This is a genomic window from Alteromonas sp. H39, from assembly GCF_047556435.1.
In the GTDB taxonomy this organism is placed as follows: Bacteria; Pseudomonadota; Gammaproteobacteria; order Enterobacterales; family Alteromonadaceae; genus Alteromonas.
In genome coordinates, this window is sequence record NZ_CP180210.1 from 1129811 (window position 1) to 1148127 (window position 18317).

Genomic DNA, 18317 nt, shown 5'->3' on the forward strand with positions numbered 1-18317 from the left:
TGGTCTGGGAAAGTATCTAATTATCAGCGCTCTGGCACAAACGGCCCGGAAAAAGCGTGTAAAGTACTCACTTTACACGCAGTTATGGTGGTTTTGTTCCAAAGCGGGTGAAAACTCACTGTTTTAATAACTTGGCGAACGTTTCGTAATCAGGCGCTAGTGAGAAGACACGTCGCAACGGCTCATGTGGCATGGTAAACAGATGATTGCGGGCCTTCGGTATCCGTGAATGCCCGTATCAGCTTTTACGCGCTGCGAAGCCGCTTCAGGGTATAGAGTAAGTCCAGTGCCTGACGTGGTGACAGCTCATCCGGTTTCACATTATCCAGCGCATCCAGCACCGGGTGTGGTTTATCTTCGAACAGGATACTGGATTGCGACGGCGCGGGGGCATCCGCTTTCTCTTTTGGAGTGGCTGACGTGTCTGCGATGTCTTTCTGGTTTTCCAGAAAATGCAGCTTCTGGCGCGCAGACTGAATAACGGCTTTGGGTACTCCGGCCAACTGTGCCACCTGAAGACCATAGCTTTTACTGGCAGCACCTTGTTCAACCGTGTGCATAAAGCGAATTGCGTCGTCATGCTCAACCGCATCCAGGTGTACATTTACCACGCCTTTTTCCGTTTCAGGTAACTGTGTTAACTCAAAGTAATGGGTCGCAAACAAGGTATAGGCGTGAAGTTTTTGTGCCAGGTAGCTGGCGCACGCCCAGGCCAGAGACAGGCCATCGTAGGTACTGGTGCCCCGGCCGATTTCATCCATCAACACCAGTGAGTGCTCGGTGGCGTTATGCAGAATATTGGCAGTCTCAGTCATCTCTACCATGAAGGTCGAACGACCAGAGGCGAGATCGTCTGAGGCGCCGATGCGGGTAAAGATGCGATCCACTTTTCCAATAACCGCATTTTCTGCAGGGACGAAGCATCCCAGATAAGCCATCAGCACAATTAGCGCGGTCTGGCGCATGTATGTCGACTTACCGCCCATATTGGGACCAGTGATAACCAGCATCGACTGGCTTTCATTCAATGTGAGAGGGTTGGCAATGAACGGGTCTTTCATGACCTGCTCAACAACGGGGTGACGCCCGGCTTCATACCGAATCTCGCGGTGTTGCGTGAGGGTAGGGCGGTATAAATCCAGCGCAATCGCGCGCTCGGCAAAGCAACACATCACGTCAAGTTTGGCGATGGCCGCTGCTGTGTCGATTAGGGCATTCAGGTGCGGCGCAATGTCATCAAATAGTGCATCGAACAGCTGTTTTTCCAGTGCCAGTGCCCGGCTCTGGCTGGTCAGTACTTTATCTTCATGCTCTTTGAGCTCGGGCGTGATGTAACGCTCGGTGTTCTTCAGCGTTTGTCGGCGAATATACTCTGCCGGCGCGTTGACACTGGCGGCGCGACTGATTTCAATAAAGAAGCCATGTACCTTGTTGTAGCCCACTTTCAACGTGGCGATGCCGGTGCGCTCGCGCTCACGCTGTTCCATAGCAGTTAGGTAATCCGTTGCCCCCTGAGAAAGGTCACGCAACTCATCCAGTTCTGCGCTGAAGCCTGGTGCAATTACACCGCCATCGCGGATAACCACTGGCGGATTGTCGATAATGGCATTGTCTAACAGCGCCTGAAGTTGTGGGTATTCGCCGATATCGGTTGCCAGTTGCTGTAGCAAAGGCGTAGTAAATGACGACAGTTGCTGCTGCAAATCCGGCAACAGATTTAACGCATTCTTGAGGCGGGAAAAGTCGCGCGGTCGTGCTGAACGCAACGCGAGACGTGCCATGATACGTTCGATGTCGCCAATGGCTTTCAGGGAGCCGCGAACCGCATCGGCATCGCCCTGCATTAAGGCCTCAATAGCATCCTGGCGCAGGGTAAGTTCATGATGATCGGTAATCGGGGCGTGCAGGTAACGCTGTAACAAGCGGCTTCCCATTGCGGTGGAGGTCGCATCGAGTACGCTAAAAAGCGTGTTTTCCTGTGTGCCTGATAAGCTGTGCGTGAGTTCTAAGTTGCGTCGGGTTGCTGCATCCAGTTGCACGCGTGAGTCGTGTTGCTCCTTTTGGATCTGTCGGATATGCGGCAGGGCAGTGCGCTGAGTATCTTTCACGTACTGCAGAACGCAGCCCGCCGCGCCCAGGCCTTTGCTTAAATCGCTGACGCCAAAACCGTCCAGCGTGGACGTCGTAAACTGCGCGTTTAGCTGTTCCACCGCACTGTCGGCATCAAATTCCCATTCCGGGCGACGACGCAGACCCTTGCGGTTTTCAATCAGCGCCAGGCTCTCAAAGCCTTCCGGATAAAGCAGCTCTGCCGGGTTAATGCGTTGTAACTCGGCAAGTAGTTGTTCATCGGACTCACATTCAGATACCAGGTAGCGGCCGCTGGCAACATCCAGCGTAGCAAGACCGTAATGCATGCTGTGACCGCATACGGCGGCCAGAATATTGTCGCGACGCTCTTCAAGCAGGGCTTCATCGGTTACCGTGCCAGGCGTAACAATGCGCTGAACCTGACGGTCCACTGGTCCCTTGCTGGTGGCCGGATCGCCCACCTGTTCACAGATAGCCACCGACTCGCCCATTTTTACCAGGCGCGCCAGATAGCTTTCCACCGCATGATAAGGCACACCCGCCATCGGAATCGGATCGCCGCCAGATTTGCCCCGGGCAGTCAGTGAGATATCAAGCAGTTCGGCAGCCCGTTTGGCATCATCATAAAACAGCTCATAGAAATCGCCCATGCGATAAAAAAGCAAAATGTTGGGGTGTTGCGCCTTAATTGCCAGATACTGGCGCATCATGGGAGTGTGTGATTCCAAAAAATACCTCAAAAGCGAAGTCAGTCGACGAATACGGGCTATAAACAGCCAGCTCATTTTGTTACTAAAAATGGTACACTTTTTTCGGTCTTTCTGTCAGGTGTGAATTGATGCTATGTCGCAGAGTTTTTTAAGTGTGAGTGCAGAGCCGTTAACCGAGTCACTGATTCTTGAGTTCGGTGAGCTACTTCGTCAGCGTGGCTGGAGTGTTTCCTGTGCAGAGTCCTGCACTGGGGGTGGTGTTGCTTATGCATTCACTTCAGTAGCAGGAAGTTCTGACTGGTTCAACGTGTCGTGGGTAACGTATTCCAACGCGGCCAAACAACGCGCACTATCAGTAGAGCCAGAAACGCTTTCACGCTTCGGAGCGGTATCACAACAGGTAGTAGAGCAAATGGTGCTGGGTGTACACAATCACTCAGGGGCAGAATTGGCGGTATCGGTTAGTGGTGTTGCTGGCCCGGGTGGCGGTTCTGATGAGAAGCCGGTGGGTACGGTGTGGTTTGGGTTTTATCTGAATGGCGACATAGTCAGTGCCAGGCAATTATTTGAAGGAGACCGAAAAGCGGTGCGACAACAGTCGATTGCCTACGCTGTCCGTTTCCTGTTCCAGTGGCTGGTTGAAAACCCCGGTTGATCAACTCACTATAAAGAAAAGCGTGAAAGAGACTTGAAACTGTATAATTATACAGTATAGAATGCAGTCATTCGTTGGTAGACTTCGCAACGTCACAAATAACCGCACATCCCAGAGGATAATAACGTGGACGACAACAGATCAAAAGCACTGTCTGCAGCAGTCGGGCAAATTGAAAAGCAATTCGGTAAGGGCGCTATCATGCGTCTTGGCGACAACCAGGCAATGGATATCGAAGCCATCTCTACCGGTTCACTGAGTATCGACATCGCGCTGGGTATAGGCGGATTGCCATGCGGGCGTGTAGTAGAAATCTATGGACCTGAATCGTCAGGTAAAACCACGCTGACGTTGCAGGTTATTGCTGAAGCGCAGAAAAAAGGTAAGACATGCGCATTCGTCGATGCCGAGCATGCGCTGGATCCGTTGTATGCAGGTAAGCTTGGCGTAAACATTGACGATCTGCTGGTATCTCAGCCAGACACGGGTGAACAGGCGCTGGAAATCTGTGACATGCTGGTTCGTTCAGGTGCTGTTGATGTCGTCATCGTTGACTCGGTAGCCGCCTTGACACCAAAAGCGGAAATCGAAGGGGATATGGGTGACTCGCACGTCGGCCTTCAGGCACGTCTGATGTCACAGGCGCTGCGTAAACTGACTGCGAATATTAAGCGCTCCAATACCCTGTGTATTTTCATCAACCAGATCCGTATGAAGATTGGTGTGATGTTCGGTAACCCGGAAACCACAACCGGTGGTAATGCACTGAAGTTCTACTCTTCTGTTCGTCTGGATATTCGTCGCATTGGTGCGGTGAAAGAAGGTGATGAAGTGGTGGGTAACGAAACCCGCGTGAAGGTAGTGAAGAACAAAGTGGCACCGCCGTTTAAACAAGCAGAATTTATGATCCGCTACGGCGAAGGGATAAGCAAAGAAGCTGAACTTATCGACCTGGGCGTGAAGCAAAAGCTGGTAGATAAAGCCGGTGCCTGGTACAGCTACAAAGGCGACCGCATTGGTCAGGGTAAAGCTAACGTGATCAATTATCTTAAAGAGCATAAAGATATTGCCAACGAAATTGAGACTAAAATCCGCGAAGAGTTGCTGTTAAACAAGTCTGTGAAAGCAGAGGAAGCGGAAGGTGAATCGGAAGATACATTGTCGTAAGGCATTGTGAAAACTGACTTAGAAAAAGGCCTGCTGAATGCAGGCTTTTTTATTTATACGGACATAGCAATAGTGGTTAGTACCAAGTTCTTATCCTATCGGGTTGACGATTGTATACGCGCTAACTGCTAAGGACATCATCTGGCAAAGTGCAAGATTGTAGCGAAATGAGTCAGTTATCTCGCAATCCAAAGGTCAAAACACATCCTTCATTGAGAAAATCATTCTCCAGCGGGGTCAGGCTCGTGATCGTTACCGGACTGATTTTATCGACTTCGCCATGCTGCGAGACCTCGAAGTAGGTATGAAGATAAGGTGACGAGCCACTCAATTGAAGGTAAGGGAAACGGGTGATTTTCCAGTCTCCAGAGTAAGTCTGGTCATTTTTCTGAAGCGTGAACGTGCCGTCCTGATGCAAATTTAAAACGACGTTGCTTTTACACTGCCACCCGGTATAAACGTTGGCAAGGTCGGCCGAACTGGTTCCTCTGTGGGGGTTGACGTTCGCAGGCACAACGTACAAGCCTATAGAGCTTTTAGTGTACCAGTGATTACTTATTGAAAGTGCCTGAATGTAGCTTACCGGCCAGTCACTGGTTATGGCTTTTTCCAGTCGGAAAATAGCTTCGCGGTCTTGCAGAAGAGGGGAGTACAGGATGGTCGTACTGCTAACCTGAGAGGGAAACAACTGCGTATTGGTTTTTACCGTAAACTCTGCGGCTGTTAATTTATTAACAATTTCGCGGGTTTCCTGTTCGCTGAGGTACCGTGTGTTCACATGCACTGTGACTGTGCTGCAGCCGGTTAAAAAAACAGCCAAAAAGCATAACCAGCGAATACGTTTTCTCATTTCAATTCCATTTTACAAATACTAACAATCTCACTGTACCAAATAGATTCGAGAAGTCGTAGAGTGGGAGGCAAATCGGAATAACGATTCACGTCGGTTAATTAAACCGGGTATTGTAATAAAACTTGCCGACAAGGGACTGTAGTAATGAGAAACATACAACAACAAGAAATAAGGGGTCAGGATGATTGAAATTTCACACCTTGCTAAGAAATTTGCCGTGGAATCACCCAAAAAACTTAGTGAGCAGGAAAAAAAGGATCCACGTTTAAAAGGGCGTTATTTCCATTCCGTTAAAGACGTAAGCTTCACTTGCGATGACGGACAGGTACTGGGATTGCTGGGGCCAAATGGTGCAGGCAAAACTACTACACTGCGCATTCTTTCCACTGCACTGACTCCCGATGAGGGAGAGGTCAATATCAACGGTATAGATGTGCTGAAGGACCCTATCGTCGCGCGAAAGAAAATTGGTTTTCTCTCCAGTTCAACCGGTCTTTACGGACGCCTTTCCGGTCGCGAAAATATCGCTTATTTTGGGCAGTTGCACGGCTTAAGCAAAAGCGACATTGCTGCCAAGATTAACGAGATGGCCGATTTGCTCGACATGCATAACTTTCTTGATCGACGGGCAGAAAACTTTTCCTCTGGAATGAAGCAGAAAGTTTCCATAGCAAGGGCCGTTATCCACGATCCTGAATTAGTCATCCTCGATGAACCGACTACAGGTCTGGATATAATGGCGACCTCAACGGTAATTGCATTTATCGAACGGCTTAAAGCACAAGGCACGCCGGTTATTTTTTCAACACACCACCTTGATGAAGTGCAGGCCTTGTGCGACAAGGTTGCTGTGATCAATCAGGGAGAAACGGTATTCAATGGCACTATTAAGGCATTTAGCGACCTGTCAGGTGGCCATATGCATCAAAGTTTCCTGAGCACGTTAGACGGCACCAAAATGGAGAAGAGCAATGTGGTTAATCTTTAAAAAGGAATTCAAAGAGCTTCTACGTGATCGTAAAACTCTGATATTTATGATTGCACTGCCGCTATTGGTATTTCCGCTAATTCTTGGTGCAACCATATTTTTTACAACCAGTGCAGTAAGCGATGCAGAAAATAAAGTACTGAAATATGCGATGGTTGGGCAGGCTAACGCGCCGGCTATTTATCAGGCTATGAAAGATGCGCCTGACAAGTTTGAAGAGGTGGAAATTGCTGCGGATGCAGATTATGCCGCACTGATTAACCGGGATGACATTGACTTTGTGCTGGAAATCCCGGCTACCTATAACGAAGATATCCTCTCGTCAGGACAGCATACACTCAAACTTTATTTCAATGATGCCGGACTCAATAAGGTTTACCGGCGCGTTGAGGAAGTCGTAAAGACGCTTTCAGATGAATACCAGTCGCAGGCATTTGAGTCATTATCGCTTAGCGAAACGCAGCGTGATGCCCTGATGGAGCCCATTGTAATTGCCAGAGAAAACGTTGCTGACGAGCGCGAAGTCTGGGGCGAGCGTATAGGAGCTATGTTGCCTTACTTCCTGTTTTTCCTTTGTTTGCAAGGGGCAATGGCACCAGCGTCCGATATGGGAGCAGGGGAAAAAGAGCGTGGTACACTGGAAACGCTGCTAATCTCTCCAATGGAGCGATATAAACTTGTTCTGGGTAAGTTTTTCGCGATTGCGCTGTCAGGCGTTATTTCCGCACTCATCACTGTTACCAGTATGGCGGTTTGGGGAATTGTCATTTCGCAGGGGATGGCAGTTGAGTTTGTTGCCAATTTGATGTCAATGATTGGGCTGGCAGACTTCGCGCTGGTGTTCTTTATGCTGGTGCCGGTTGTTGCCATATTTGCTTCGTTACTGCTGACGCTGTCCATTTATGCCCGCTCATTTAAGGAAGCGCAAAGCTACATGGGAGCCCTGGTGATGGTGATTATTTTCCCAGTGCTGATCGCCATGATGCCAGGGATCGAGTTAAAAGGTGCCTGGGTTTGGGTACCGTTGACCAACGTGGCCTTAGCCATGAAAGAACTTATCAAGGGAACCATGGACTATTATGCGCTGTTCGGAATTTTTACGTCGACGGCCATAATTGCTGGAGCCCTTATCGCGTTCAGTGTCTATTGGTTTAACAAAGAAAAGGTACTTTTCCGGTAAGTGTTTCTGATAATACTTCACAAGCGTGAGTGCATTGCTGCGCTCACGCTTTGTGGACCATTCCGGGAAGATGACCTTCCCAGCCTTCTGGTACTTCTCCTTGCAGCACATAAGAGTATGCCAGCAGTTCAGCAATCACGTAATACAGCGATTCGGGGATTTCCTGCCCTAAATCCAGGGTAGCCAACACATCACTCAGGTAGGGATCCTCATGGATCAGTACACCCGCTTCTTCCGCCATCTCGATGATAGCGTCTGCGAGTTCTCCGTAACCTTTTGAAACGACCTTGGGGGCTTCTTTTTTGTCGGCTCCTTTATACCGCAGACCGATTGCGCGACGAATTTTAGACGTCATGCCTGCGTCTCAAAAATGTGGTAGGGACGATCATTCAGGCTTGATGGAATTTTACCCCGTTGATAACTGCTCTGGGCGATTTCCAGACCCAGGGCCGTAAGCCGCCGTTTTAGCAGCGGGAGCGTGTCTGCGACGCGCTGCAGCAGAACGTCCGTTGACGTATACAGATCCAGCTCAATAACATCACCCTCTATCCTCGACTTTGCCAGCAGTTCGCCAATGTCGCCAACATCCAGCTTCATTGTGAGATTCCACAGTTTTCTTTTGTCATCATTGGATTCTGCGCGTCGGCCACCACGTTCATCAGCCCGAATCAGGATTTCCGGTGGTGCCCCCTTCTGCGATGTTACCGGCAGGACATAATACAAACTATCCTGCCCCTGCAATCTGGAGTCTGCCTGAGACAGCTTTTGTTGCTGATGATTGGCAAGTAGCGTCTTTACCTGATTCATGAACTGGCTTCGGCTTTCAAGCAACGCGAGATCCTGGCTTACCCTTGAAGGAGCGGATGTTGATGCGCTGGATTGCGGTACGACTTTCTGTAGCAGTTGCTCTGGCACGTCAGCTTGCGAGGCCAGGGCTGGCTGTCTGTTGATAGCGCGACCGGCCAGAGTCAGTTGCAGCAACATTACCAGACCGGCGACGAGGTTATTCGCCGGGGCTGGGGTCGTAAGTTGTAACGGTGTCAGAGCTAGTGCCGGCGTCGAGATAAGGCTCTGAATTTGCTGTGAAAGCGTTTTTGACTGCGCGTTATTATTTGCGTCAACAGGCGCGCCAGCATCAGCCAGCTGCCCGGTGTCAGATTTGACAGGTTTGGGATCCGTGCCCTGAATCGCTGACAGTACCTGACTAAGCGTCTGTTTTGTTTGCCCGCCAGCGCTGACCTGTGCGGACCTGAGGATTTGAACCAGCTGGCCAAGGGCGTCTTTTGTCGAGCCGGTATCTTTGAGTAATATGCGCGACAACTCGATAATTTGAGCATGAATTTTAGCCCTTTCCTGCGGCTCCAGAGTGGGTTGTATCTTGTCGGCCGGGCTCATGGCAGAATTATCCGCGCCGGATTTTGGTGTCATCAATACCGGTGATTGCTCGCGGGCAGAAGTAACGTTGGTGAGACCGGAAGACAGCACCTTAGCCTCTGGGAGTGCGCCGATGGAGGACGCTGTCAAAGCTGACTTTTCCAATACGGGCAGTCGCATAGCCTGCTGGACATCGGTTGGCAGCGTGGTTTTAGCCACCGGTTGTAGTGAGACCTGCCTAGCCAGAATTTCAGACGAGCCTCTTACATTTCGCTCAACTTTGACCGAAAGCACCTGTTCAATGGGAGGGGCTGACTGCAGCGAGCGAGACACAGTGGGTACCAAACGTTCAAGTGGCTTTGGCACAGAGACCGACTCTGTTTGTCTGAGAGTAATACCGGATTGGGAAAGTTTGGCATTAATCAACGCGTTTGCAGTTTCACCGCCAGCTCTGATGGCGTCAGAAGTCAAGACAGCCGATGATGCCTGCTGTGAGCTTCTGGGCGAGATGGCAAATTCAAAACCCCCTTTAGGCAACGATTTCAGGGTAACCGTGATCGCATCTTTGGGGTTCAGCACGGCTTGACTTCCTTTGACAGGCAAAGATATGACAGACGAACTTTTAAGGTTGTCTATGCTGACGGTCAGCGTGTTTTGAGACGCTGACTCTACGCGCGCCTGAATTGTCATCGTGGTCTGAGGCTGCACGGCTGTCAGACGCGTCAAATATTGCGTGAGTGCCGTTTCAGTTTTTGCATTGAGCGGTTGTTGAATACGCTGTTCCAGTGCCTGTAACAGCACGGCAGCCGACGAATCCCTGCCTGCTGGTCTGGCGATGAAAGTCGGAGCATTGTCTTTCACTATACCGGCGGTAGGCAGGCGAAGATCCAGCTCTAGCTTTTTCTCTGCGCCAGGTACAGAAATCCGCAATATCTGTTCAGGTAACCGGGCAATTGCTACCTTAGCCACAGTTGATAACGTAGCGGCCTGAAGAAGCTTGTCAGGAGCGTTCTGGCTTGCTGGCTGTAATGATGCAGGCAGACCAGACACTTCGGGTAACTGAAAATTCATAGTTTGTTATCGGCAAGCGCCACACGGGACTAAAGTGGCGATTAGCCTGAGTAGCAATGGTCCTGAAATTTGAAGTAAATCATAAAAAAGACGAATAGGCTAACGGGTGAGGTGCGAACACACTCGTATATGGTAGAATGCGCCCAATTTCTCTCTGAATCAACGAGTAAGGGTAAAGATTGACAGGCCTTGTCGCCAACGCGCTCACCTGTATTAAGCGCGATCGTATCTTGTTCGAAAACCTCCAGCTTACACTTAGACAGGGTGAGCTGCTTTATCTGCGTGGCCCAAACGGCGCAGGCAAGACCAGTCTATTGCGATTGCTCACGGGTCTTAGCTTGCCTGAGTCCGGCGATGTGACATTTAACGGTATCAGCGTTCGTGCGCCTCACTCGGGTTTTTGCGAAGCAAGTCTTTATCTTGGCCATAAAAGCGGTTTGAGTAGTGCACTGAATGCTTTGGACAATCTCACTTACTGGTGTGCGCAACACAAAGCGTCAGTCTCTACACATACGATTTACGAGGTGTTAGAACGAGTGGGACTTATTGGCCTTGAAGACATTCCCATACGTATGCTCTCGGCAGGGCAACAGCGCCGCGTAGCGTTGTCTCGTTTGTGGCTTAAGCCTGCCGAATTCTGGCTGCTTGACGAACCGTTTACCGCGTTAGATGTCGACGGTGTCGCAATGCTGGAAGATAAGTTTTACGAGCACATCCGCGACGGCGGCGCCATAATCACCACGTCTCACCAGCCGCTCTCTGCACGTGCCGGTGAGCATAAAATATTTGATTTGGAGTATCGGTTTTGAGTCGGCTTTGGCAAGGTGTGTTAAAGCGTGAACTGGCGCTGGCGTATCAGCAAAAAACCGAACTGGTGCAGCCGCTGATGTTTATGCTGATGGTGGTAACGTTGTTTCCACTGGGGATTGGGCCAGGGCCAGATACGTTGCAAATGATTGGCCCGGGGGTTATCTGGATTGCCGCTATTCTTTCTTCGTTACTCGGTATGGAACGTTTGTTTCGCGATGATTTTCAGGATGGCAGTTTAGAGCAAATGATGCTTTCAGGTATTCCGGTAGCCTTAATCGCAGCGGTAAAAGTACTTACTCACTGGCTGGTAAGCACCGGGCCGCTATTGATAATGTCACCATTACTGGCAATGTTTCTGAATCTCACGGTGCCAATGTATATCGCGTTGCTATGTACTTTATTGCTGGGTACGCCACTGTTGTCTTTTGTTGGCGCAATCGCTGTGGGCCTAACCGTAAGTTTGCAGCGTGGCGGTATACTGCTCGCGCTGTTGTTAATTCCGGTGTTTATTCCGTTACTGATTTTTGCCACCTCAGCAGTAGATTCTGCCGCGTTACAATTACCATATCATCCCCAACTTGCTATCATAGGGGCCATGTTATTGCTGGCGATGGCGGTGTCGCCCTTTGCTATTGCGTATTCGCTAAGAGTGAGTCAAAACTGATGTGGAAGTGGTTACATCCTTACGCAAAAACTGAACGTGCTTACCAGTTATGTAAAACGTTACAACCCTGGTTCTGGACTGGCGCACTGCTTTGCCTCGCCGTTGGTACCGTCTGGGGACTGGCGTTCGCACCACAGGATTATCAGCAAGGCGATTCGTTTCGCATAATCTACATTCACGTTCCCAGCGCCATTTTGTCAATGAGTACCTACGTGGCAATGGCGGTGGCAGCGATTGTCGGTCTTGTCTGGCAATGGCGAACTGCTTACATGGCCATGATAGCCATGGCGCCAGTAGGGGCGTTGATGACGTTTATCGCATTATTCACCGGCGCGGCATGGGGCAAACCGATGTGGGGGGCATGGTGGGTATGGGACGCACGATTAACTTCTGAGTTAATTCTGTTGTTTCTTTATCTTGGTGTAATTGCCCTGTATGGTGCGTTTGAAGACAAGCAGCAAGCTGGGAAAGCGGCAGGTGTGATGGCGCTGGTTGGGGTGATAAACGTCCCAATTATTCATTATTCGGTTGAATGGTGGAATACGCTACATCAGGGAGCCACCATCAGTAAATTCGATAAGCCGTCTATTGCACCGGAAATGCTGTGGCCGCTGCTAATTAATTTACTGGGATTCGCCTTATTTATTGCGGCAGTAACCGTAATGCGAATGCGAAACGAGATTATTCGTCGTGAAATACAGCGTCCGTGGGTAAAAGCCCTGGCAGAGAAGGCGTTGGGGTAGTCCATGCAGTTTGAAAGTTTTGAAGCATTTTTGCACATGGGCGGCTATGCCTTTTATGTCTGGTTGTCCTTTGGTGTTACCGCACTGGTAATGGTGCTAATCGCCGTTATCAGCCATAAAAATCACAAGCAGTTACTGCGTCGTGTAGCAGAAGAATCGGCACGACAGGCACGTATAAAAAAAGCAAGACAACGTACCGGCGAAAAAGTGGCGCAGACCACCAAACACAATTAGTTGGTTTAGAGAGTTGTATCCATGAATCCAAGAAGAAAGCAGAGACTGGCTGTCGTAGGTGCGGTGTGCCTGCTCGTAGCAGGTGCCATTGGCCTGATGTTGTATGCATTGAACGACAGTATCGATTTATTCTACACGCCGTCTGAAATTGTCGAAGGCAAGAATGGCAAGCTTCCCCAGGTTGGTCAGCGCTTACGTATCGGAGGTATGGTCGTTCCCGGCACTGTCTCACGTGATAGCGAGTCACTGGCTGTGAGTTTTGATTTGGTCGATACCGGCCCGGCTGTGACAGTCACCTACAGCGGTATTTTGCCTGACCTTTTCCGTGAAGGGCAGGGGATTGTGGCCACCGGTGTACTGGTTACAAATAACACCATCAAGGCGCAGGAAGTGTTGGCTAAACATGATGAAGAATATATGCCGCCGGAACTGGCTGAAAAGATGAAAGGGATTAAGCACGTGAAGCCTGAGAATATGGGTGGCCAGCAGTGATCCCTGAAATTGGTAATATCGCGCTAACTTTAGCGCTGGTGCTGTCTATTTTACTGGCGGTGTATCCACTTTGGGGCGCACACCGTCAACATGACACGCTTATGGCGACTGCCAAGCCGCTGGCGATTGGCTTGTTTCTATTTACTCTGATTGCTTACCTGTGTCTGACATACGCATTTGTAACTGACGATTTCAGTGTGGCGTATGTGGCCCAACATTCGAACAGCAAACTACCTATTTATTATAAAGTCACTGCGGTATGGGGCGGCCATGAGGGGTCGTTCCTGTTATGGGTGCTGATGTTGTCAATCTGGACGGTAGCGGTAGCGATATTTAGCCGCGGAATTCCGCTGGCAATGGTCGCACGGGTGTTGTCTGTACTGGGTATGGTCGGGATTGGTTTTTACCTGTTTATGTTGCTGACTTCCAACCCGTTCGACAGCATGCTGCCGTTTTTTCCTGTTGATGGCAAAGACTTAAACCCGTTGTTGCAGGACTTTGGAATGATTATTCATCCTCCAACGCTTTACATGGGTTATGTCGGATTCTCAGTGGCGTTTGCGTTTGCGGTATCTGCACTGATTTCAGGGCAACTGGACTCCACCTGGGCGCGCTGGTCGCGACCATGGGTTATTGCCGCCTGGGCTTTTCTGACGGTAGGGATTGCGCTGGGAAGCTGGTGGGCCTACTACGAACTTGGTTGGGGAGGCTGGTGGTTCTGGGATCCAGTGGAAAATGCCTCGTTCATGCCATGGTTGGTAGGCACGGCACTGATGCACTCGCTGGCGGTAACAGAAAAACGTAAAGTGTTCAAATCCTGGACGGTACTGCTGGCTATTGCCGCGTTCTCACTAAGTTTATTGGGAACATTTCTGGTGCGCTCTGGCGTAATCGTGTCCGTACACTCTTTTGCCAGCGACCCAACGCGGGGCTTGTTCATTCTTGGCATTCTGATTGTGCTGACCGGATTCGCATTGGTGTTGTACACGTTGCGGGCCTCTCAGTTACGCTCGCCAGGGCGCTATCAGGTGTTCTCTCGCGAAGTCCTCTTAATGGGGAACAACGTGTTTCTCTGCGCCGCCACTCTGGTGGTATTGCTGGGTACATTGCTGCCGCTGGTTCATAAAGAGTTAGGGCTTGGGTCTATTTCTGTCGGCGCGCCATTCTTTAACCAAATGTTCACGTTGCTGATAGTGCCGTTTGTATTGTTCCTGGGTCTTGGGCCCCTGACGCGATGGAAGCATCAGCAAGCGGCAGCAATGAAAAAGCAATTGCTGATTGCATCGGGCCTCGCAGCAAGTGCCGCACTGCTGATTAATTTTACATACGATGCGCCCACTTATATGGCCGCGCTTGGACTTGTGATGGCCGCGTGGATAGTAGTGACATCCATACAGGAAGTGCTACAGCGCCTTTCTGCTATACCCGATACTAACACATCGACTATCAGTAAACTTCGCCAGTTAACGCCCAGTCACTGGGGTATGATCCTGGGTCATCTCGGCTTCGCCGTTACCCTGATTGGGATTACCCTGGTATCGAACTATGAAACAGAACGGGACGTGAGGATGTCACCGGGAGAAACGGTGACGCTGAGCGGATATCAATTCAAATTCACTGATCTTGTAAAGCGTGACGGGCCAAACTATACCGCCGATGTGGGCATTTTTGACGTGTACCAGAATAATGAAAAGCTGGTACATCTTGAGCCAGAGAAGCGCATGTACAAAGTGCAGCGTATGCCGATGACCGAAGCTGGCATTCATACCACCCTTACCCGAGACTTATTTATTGCGCTGGGGGAGCCGCTGGATGACGGTGCATGGGCAGTGCGTATTTACATCAAGCCCTTTGTCGTCTGGATTTGGGGCGGTGCCGTGATAATGGCATTGGGAGGCGTCTGTTCTATCTCTGACCGACGTTACCGGATGGCGAAAGTGGCAAAGGCCAAGCGCGCGATCAACCGTCTTCGTTCGCAAGCTACAGGAGAGTCAGTATGAGAAAGCTCCCTCTGGTCGCCATCCCCCTTGTACTTTTCACGCTTCTGGTAGTGTTTCTTTTCCAGGGGTTATTTTCTGATCCCAGAGAACTGGACTCACAGGTGAAGGGCAAGCCCCTTCCTGAATTCTCGCTGCCGGATTTAATGCAACCAGACGTGACTTACACCCCGGAGGTTTTCAAGGGTGACGTGACCATTTTGAACGTGTGGGGCGTATGGTGTGTCACCTGTGCAGTAGAAATGCCGTATCTGACCCAGCTTAAAAATGAACAGGGCGTAAAATTCGTTGGCTTGTATTTCGATCAGGACCTTGATCCTGACTTTGGCACCAAAACCTTAAGCCGCGTTCAGCAGGAAGTGACAGAAATGCTTTCCCGGTTTGGTAATCCTTATGCCTTCAATATTTTTGATGTATACCGTGATACGTCACTGGATTTGGGCGTGACCGGCGCACCAGAACACTTCCTGATTGATCATAACGGTATTGTACGGATGCATCATATCGGGGATATCAACGAGCGTGTATGGCAGAACAAAGTGGGTCCGCTTTATCAGCAGCTCGTGGCCGAGAAAGAGGCTGCACTGCCATCGTCGAAGCAACAGGCAGGCCAGCCATGAGAGCCATCACAATACTTCTGGCTTTGCTGTTGGTGTCGTTGACTACACATGCTTCCGAAGACAATTTCGCCTTTGAGGATCCTGCACAACGTGCGGCTTTTTTGCGCTTAACGGAAGAATTACGTTGCCCTATGTGTCAGAACCAAAATATAGCCGACAGCGACGCTATGATTGCTCATGACATGCGCCGTAAAGTGTACAGCTTGTTGAAAGAGGGCAAATCTGAGCAACAAGTGATTGATTTTATGAAGGCTAGGTACGGTGATTTTGTTCACTACCAGCCGCCGGTGACCGTGGCGACAATGTGGCTATGGGCGATACCCGTCCTGTTCGCCGTTATCGCGATTCTTGTGGTAGTGCGGCGTCGTAAGCCCGAGTTACCGGATGACATGGCAGCAAAGCTGGCTAAGGCTGAAGCAATGCTTAAGCAGGAGAAAGAATGAGTTGGTCTGAGTTTTATTTGGTGGTATCTGGACTGATCACACTGGTTATTCTGCTTATTGTTTTTCCCTGGTTACGTAAAGCGAATCATGCGAAGAGTGATTCTCTGAACAATATCCAGGTAGTAAAGCAACGCCTAATAGAGTTAGAAAGGGAAGCCAGAGAAGGACTGATTTCAGAACATGACAAGCGCCAGGCAAGTGATGAGCTTAAGCTGGCACTGGTAGATGAAACCCATTTTGAGCATGAAAGAAAGGGCAAAGCGACGTTGCCTGTCATTATTGGTGCGATTGTCGCGCTCGGTGCCGGCGTGGTTGTCTACATGCAGGTAAACCATCTATCCGAAGTGGACAGAGCAGATGAGGCAATTCGCGCTTTGCCGGCATTGAGTGAGAAGCTTAGTAGTGGCGATATGCAGGACTTCACGGGCGATGATGTGGCGAACCTGGCATTGGCTATTCGTACCCGCTTGCGACAAACCCCTGATGATGACAAAGGCTGGATGTATCTTGGCCGCCTGCAAATGTCCTTAGGCCAGGATGCACAAGCGTTGCAGGCAATTCAGCGCGCGTTGTCAATTAATCCGCAAAATCGTCAGAATCGCATTACCTATGCTCAGGCACTTATGGTATCCGGCGATGAAGCTCAACTTCGTGAAGCGCAGCGCCAGTTACAGCTATTGCTACGTGCGAATCCGGAGAATGATAATCTGGCATTAATGATGGCCGTAGCGTCAGCGCAGTTAGGCGACGCGAAGAAGACCCGACAGTATTTTGATCAGGTAAGGGATAAACTACCCGCCGACAGTGAAATGGCGATGCGACTTAGTTCCCGGCTTGAAGAGCTTGAGCAGCGTGCCTCAACAGTGCCAACCGGTAGCACACAGGAACAAGCCGTTCAGACGGGGTTTTCGCTGACAATTACGCCTGCTGACGCGATAATTGAAAAAATACCAGACCAAGGCTATCTGATTGTGTTTGCGCAGGATGCATTATCGGAAAACCGGATGCCTGCGGCTGTGATTAAAATTCCGTTACAGTCTTTTCCTGTTACTGTCACGCTATCTGGCGATAATGCTATGATGCCAGGGTATTCACTGACGCAACTTCAACGCGCACGTCTGACAGCCCGCATTTCAGTTGACGAGGACGTGACCCCCGCCCCGGGTGAACTTCAGGGGCAAATTACTGAAGAAGTCATCAACGGTGAAATGATTTCACGAGAACTCATAATCGATAAGGAACTGATGTGATAAAACAGACCCGTACGCTCCTTCTTTGCCTGCTTATTGCTTCAGGCACCCTCGCGGGATGTGCGTCAAATTCAGCACAGGAACAGGCTAATGCAGAATCCAATGCGCAAACTGATCCACGTGACCCGCTTGAGCCGGTAAACCGCGTGATGTGGGATTTTAACTGGGAAGTATTGGATGCCTATGTGTTGCGCCCGATAACAGTTGGCTATGTGACGGTAATGCCACAATTTGCGCGCACTGGATTGCTTAACGCTGCCGAAAATCTGCAGGAGCCAGCAAACTTTTTCAATAACCTGCTTCAGGGGAAGGTGGATGAGGGGATGGATAGTCTCGCCCGGTTTGTCCTCAATTCGACAGTGGGCCTGCTAGGTACTATTGATGTGGCTGAGAAAGTCGGTATTGCCCGTCAGGAAGAAGAATTTGGTGAGGTTCTTGGCGTATGGGGCGTGCAAACCGGGCCATATTTGATGTTCCCGGTATTGGGTCCTAATGATCCGCGAAGTTTCTCAGGTGATATCGTTGACGGTATGTATTACCCGATGGCTGTGCTGAATAATAATCTGGCAGTGGCGCGTTATGTTATTTCCGCGTTAGAAGGACGCGCTGCACTTCTGGATCAGGAGCAACAGCTTGAACAGGCCGTGGATGACTATGCCTTTGTAAAAAATGCGTATTTTGAAAATCTCGAATTTAAAGTGACTGACGGCAAAAGTGGTGATAAAGCCATTGAAGAAGAGGAACTGGAAAACTTCGAAGAGTTTGAGTCTATGCTTGAGGATGTCGAGCTGGAAGAAGACACGCAATAAATGCCACTTCGGTAGACCATATCCCAAAAAAACAAAAAACGGCACTCTAAATATCATTAAGTGCCGTTTTTATTGCCTGAGATTACGGTTTATCACACCACGCTGTCAGGCACATTACTATATCTTAACTAACTGGAAGTCATTAACCGAGTAGTCGGCAAAATGT

At 49.9% G+C, this 18317-nt stretch carries 18 protein-coding genes; 14 read left to right on the forward strand and 4 right to left on the reverse strand.

Going from position 1 to position 18317, the window contains the following annotated elements; translation table 11 throughout:
- Positions 1-245: 245 nt before the first annotated feature.
- Positions 246-2801 carry a DNA mismatch repair protein MutS gene (mutS, locus tag ACLBLI_RS04875; RefSeq protein ID WP_414830904.1) on the reverse strand — a complete coding sequence of 852 codons (2556 nt, stop codon included), beginning with the start codon at positions 2799-2801 and terminating at the stop codon, positions 246-248.
- A gap of 133 nt (positions 2802-2934) precedes the next feature.
- Here mutS and ACLBLI_RS04880 point away from each other — a divergent pair, with 133 nt between their 5' ends.
- On the forward strand, positions 2935-3456 hold the full coding sequence (locus ACLBLI_RS04880) for a CinA family protein (protein WP_414830023.1): 522 nt from the start codon (positions 2935-2937) through the stop codon (positions 3454-3456).
- A gap of 126 nt (positions 3457-3582) precedes the next feature.
- A complete protein-coding gene (recA, locus tag ACLBLI_RS04885; RefSeq protein ID WP_414830024.1) occupies positions 3583-4623 on the forward strand; it encodes a recombinase RecA in 1041 nt (346 codons plus the stop codon).
- A gap of 172 nt (positions 4624-4795) precedes the next feature.
- On the opposite strand, the gene ACLBLI_RS04890 is transcribed toward recA, so the two are convergent.
- On the reverse strand, positions 4796-5473 hold the full coding sequence (locus ACLBLI_RS04890; RefSeq protein WP_414830025.1) for a hypothetical protein: 678 nt from the start codon (positions 5471-5473) through the stop codon (positions 4796-4798).
- Positions 5474-5657: 184 nt separating this feature from the next.
- Here ACLBLI_RS04890 and ACLBLI_RS04895 point away from each other — a divergent pair, with 184 nt between their 5' ends.
- Positions 5658-6464, forward strand: a complete 807-nt coding sequence (locus tag ACLBLI_RS04895) for an ATP-binding cassette domain-containing protein (RefSeq protein WP_414830026.1) — start codon at positions 5658-5660, stop codon at positions 6462-6464.
- Positions 6448-7644, forward strand: coding sequence for an ABC transporter permease subunit (locus ACLBLI_RS04900; RefSeq protein WP_414830027.1), 1197 nt, complete (start codon positions 6448-6450; stop codon positions 7642-7644). Before ACLBLI_RS04895 ends, ACLBLI_RS04900 begins: the two co-directional genes overlap by 17 nt.
- Positions 7645-7687: 43 nt before the next feature.
- On the opposite strand, the gene ACLBLI_RS04905 is transcribed toward ACLBLI_RS04900, so the two are convergent.
- Positions 7688-7999, reverse strand: a complete 312-nt coding sequence (locus tag ACLBLI_RS04905; protein ID WP_414830028.1) for an EscU/YscU/HrcU family type III secretion system export apparatus switch protein — start codon at positions 7997-7999, stop codon at positions 7688-7690.
- Entirely contained in the window at positions 7996-10089 is a 2094-nt protein-coding gene (locus ACLBLI_RS04910) for a hypothetical protein (protein ID WP_414830029.1), read from the reverse strand. Before ACLBLI_RS04910 ends, ACLBLI_RS04905 begins: the two co-directional genes overlap by 4 nt.
- A gap of 179 nt (positions 10090-10268) precedes the next feature.
- On the opposite strand from ACLBLI_RS04910, the gene ccmA reads away from it, so the two are divergent.
- The 10 genes from ccmA to ACLBLI_RS04960 are packed head-to-tail and all read left to right on the forward strand — an operon-like array spanning position 10269 to position 18151.
- Positions 10269-10898, forward strand: a complete 630-nt coding sequence (gene ccmA / locus ACLBLI_RS04915) for a cytochrome c biogenesis heme-transporting ATPase CcmA (protein WP_414830030.1) — start codon at positions 10269-10271, stop codon at positions 10896-10898.
- Positions 10895-11563: a heme exporter protein CcmB gene (gene ccmB / locus ACLBLI_RS04920; protein ID WP_414830031.1), complete on the forward strand. Its 669-nt coding sequence runs from the start codon at positions 10895-10897 to the stop codon at positions 11561-11563. The genes ccmA and ccmB overlap by 4 nt, the downstream gene beginning before the upstream one ends.
- Entirely contained in the window at positions 11563-12306 is a 744-nt protein-coding gene (locus tag ACLBLI_RS04925; RefSeq protein ID WP_414830032.1) for a heme ABC transporter permease, read from the forward strand. Before ccmB ends, ACLBLI_RS04925 begins: the two co-directional genes overlap by 1 nt.
- 3 nt (positions 12307-12309) lie before the next feature.
- On the forward strand, positions 12310-12540 hold the full coding sequence (gene ccmD, locus ACLBLI_RS04930; protein ID WP_414830033.1) for a heme exporter protein CcmD: 231 nt from the start codon (positions 12310-12312) through the stop codon (positions 12538-12540).
- A gap of 21 nt (positions 12541-12561) precedes the next feature.
- Positions 12562-13032 carry a cytochrome c maturation protein CcmE gene (gene ccmE / locus ACLBLI_RS04935; protein ID WP_414830034.1) on the forward strand — a complete coding sequence of 157 codons (471 nt, stop codon included), beginning with the start codon at positions 12562-12564 and terminating at the stop codon, positions 13030-13032.
- A complete protein-coding gene (locus tag ACLBLI_RS04940; RefSeq protein ID WP_414830035.1) occupies positions 13029-15032 on the forward strand; it encodes a heme lyase CcmF/NrfE family subunit in 2004 nt (667 codons plus the stop codon). The genes ccmE and ACLBLI_RS04940 overlap by 4 nt, the downstream gene beginning before the upstream one ends.
- The gene (locus ACLBLI_RS04945; protein ID WP_414830036.1) at positions 15029-15649 is read left to right on the forward strand and encodes a redoxin family protein; all 621 of its coding nucleotides are present in this window, start codon (positions 15029-15031) and stop codon (positions 15647-15649) included. Before ACLBLI_RS04940 ends, ACLBLI_RS04945 begins: the two co-directional genes overlap by 4 nt.
- Positions 15646-16092: a cytochrome c-type biogenesis protein CcmH gene (locus tag ACLBLI_RS04950; RefSeq protein ID WP_414830037.1), complete on the forward strand. Its 447-nt coding sequence runs from the start codon at positions 15646-15648 to the stop codon at positions 16090-16092. The genes ACLBLI_RS04945 and ACLBLI_RS04950 overlap by 4 nt, the downstream gene beginning before the upstream one ends.
- Positions 16089-17342: a c-type cytochrome biogenesis protein CcmI gene (gene ccmI / locus ACLBLI_RS04955; protein WP_414830038.1), complete on the forward strand. Its 1254-nt coding sequence runs from the start codon at positions 16089-16091 to the stop codon at positions 17340-17342. The genes ACLBLI_RS04950 and ccmI overlap by 4 nt, the downstream gene beginning before the upstream one ends.
- Complete coding sequence (locus tag ACLBLI_RS04960) at positions 17342-18151, forward strand: VacJ family lipoprotein (protein WP_414830905.1); 810 nt, start codon at positions 17342-17344, stop codon at positions 18149-18151. The genes ccmI and ACLBLI_RS04960 overlap by 1 nt, the downstream gene beginning before the upstream one ends.
- Positions 18152-18317: the final 166 nt, after the last annotated feature.

Bases quoted from the DNA above. Each gene is read 5' to 3' on its own strand.
- mutS (WP_414830904.1), bottom strand. From the start codon at position 2,801: ATGATGCGCCAGTATCTGGCAATTAAGGCGCAACACCCCAACATTTTG.
- ACLBLI_RS04880 (WP_414830023.1), top strand. From the start codon at position 2,935: ATGTCGCAGAGTTTTTTAAGTGTGAGTGCAGAGCCGTTAACCGAGTCA.
- ACLBLI_RS04890 (WP_414830025.1), bottom strand. From the start codon at position 5,473: ATGAGAAAACGTATTCGCTGGTTATGCTTTTTGGCTGTTTTTTTAACC.
- ACLBLI_RS04895 (WP_414830026.1), top strand. From the start codon at position 5,658: ATGATTGAAATTTCACACCTTGCTAAGAAATTTGCCGTGGAATCACCC.
- ACLBLI_RS04900 (WP_414830027.1), top strand. From the start codon at position 6,448: ATGTGGTTAATCTTTAAAAAGGAATTCAAAGAGCTTCTACGTGATCGT.
- ACLBLI_RS04905 (WP_414830028.1), bottom strand. From the start codon at position 7,999: ATGACGTCTAAAATTCGTCGCGCAATCGGTCTGCGGTATAAAGGAGCC.
- ACLBLI_RS04910 (WP_414830029.1), bottom strand. From the start codon at position 10,089: ATGAATTTTCAGTTACCCGAAGTGTCTGGTCTGCCTGCATCATTACAG.
- ACLBLI_RS04925 (WP_414830032.1), top strand. From the start codon at position 11,563: ATGTGGAAGTGGTTACATCCTTACGCAAAAACTGAACGTGCTTACCAG.
- ccmD (WP_414830033.1), top strand. From the start codon at position 12,310: ATGCAGTTTGAAAGTTTTGAAGCATTTTTGCACATGGGCGGCTATGCC.
- ccmE (WP_414830034.1), top strand. From the start codon at position 12,562: ATGAATCCAAGAAGAAAGCAGAGACTGGCTGTCGTAGGTGCGGTGTGC.
- ACLBLI_RS04945 (WP_414830036.1), top strand. From the start codon at position 15,029: ATGAGAAAGCTCCCTCTGGTCGCCATCCCCCTTGTACTTTTCACGCTT.
- ACLBLI_RS04950 (WP_414830037.1), top strand. From the start codon at position 15,646: ATGAGAGCCATCACAATACTTCTGGCTTTGCTGTTGGTGTCGTTGACT.
- ccmI (WP_414830038.1), top strand. From the start codon at position 16,089: ATGAGTTGGTCTGAGTTTTATTTGGTGGTATCTGGACTGATCACACTG.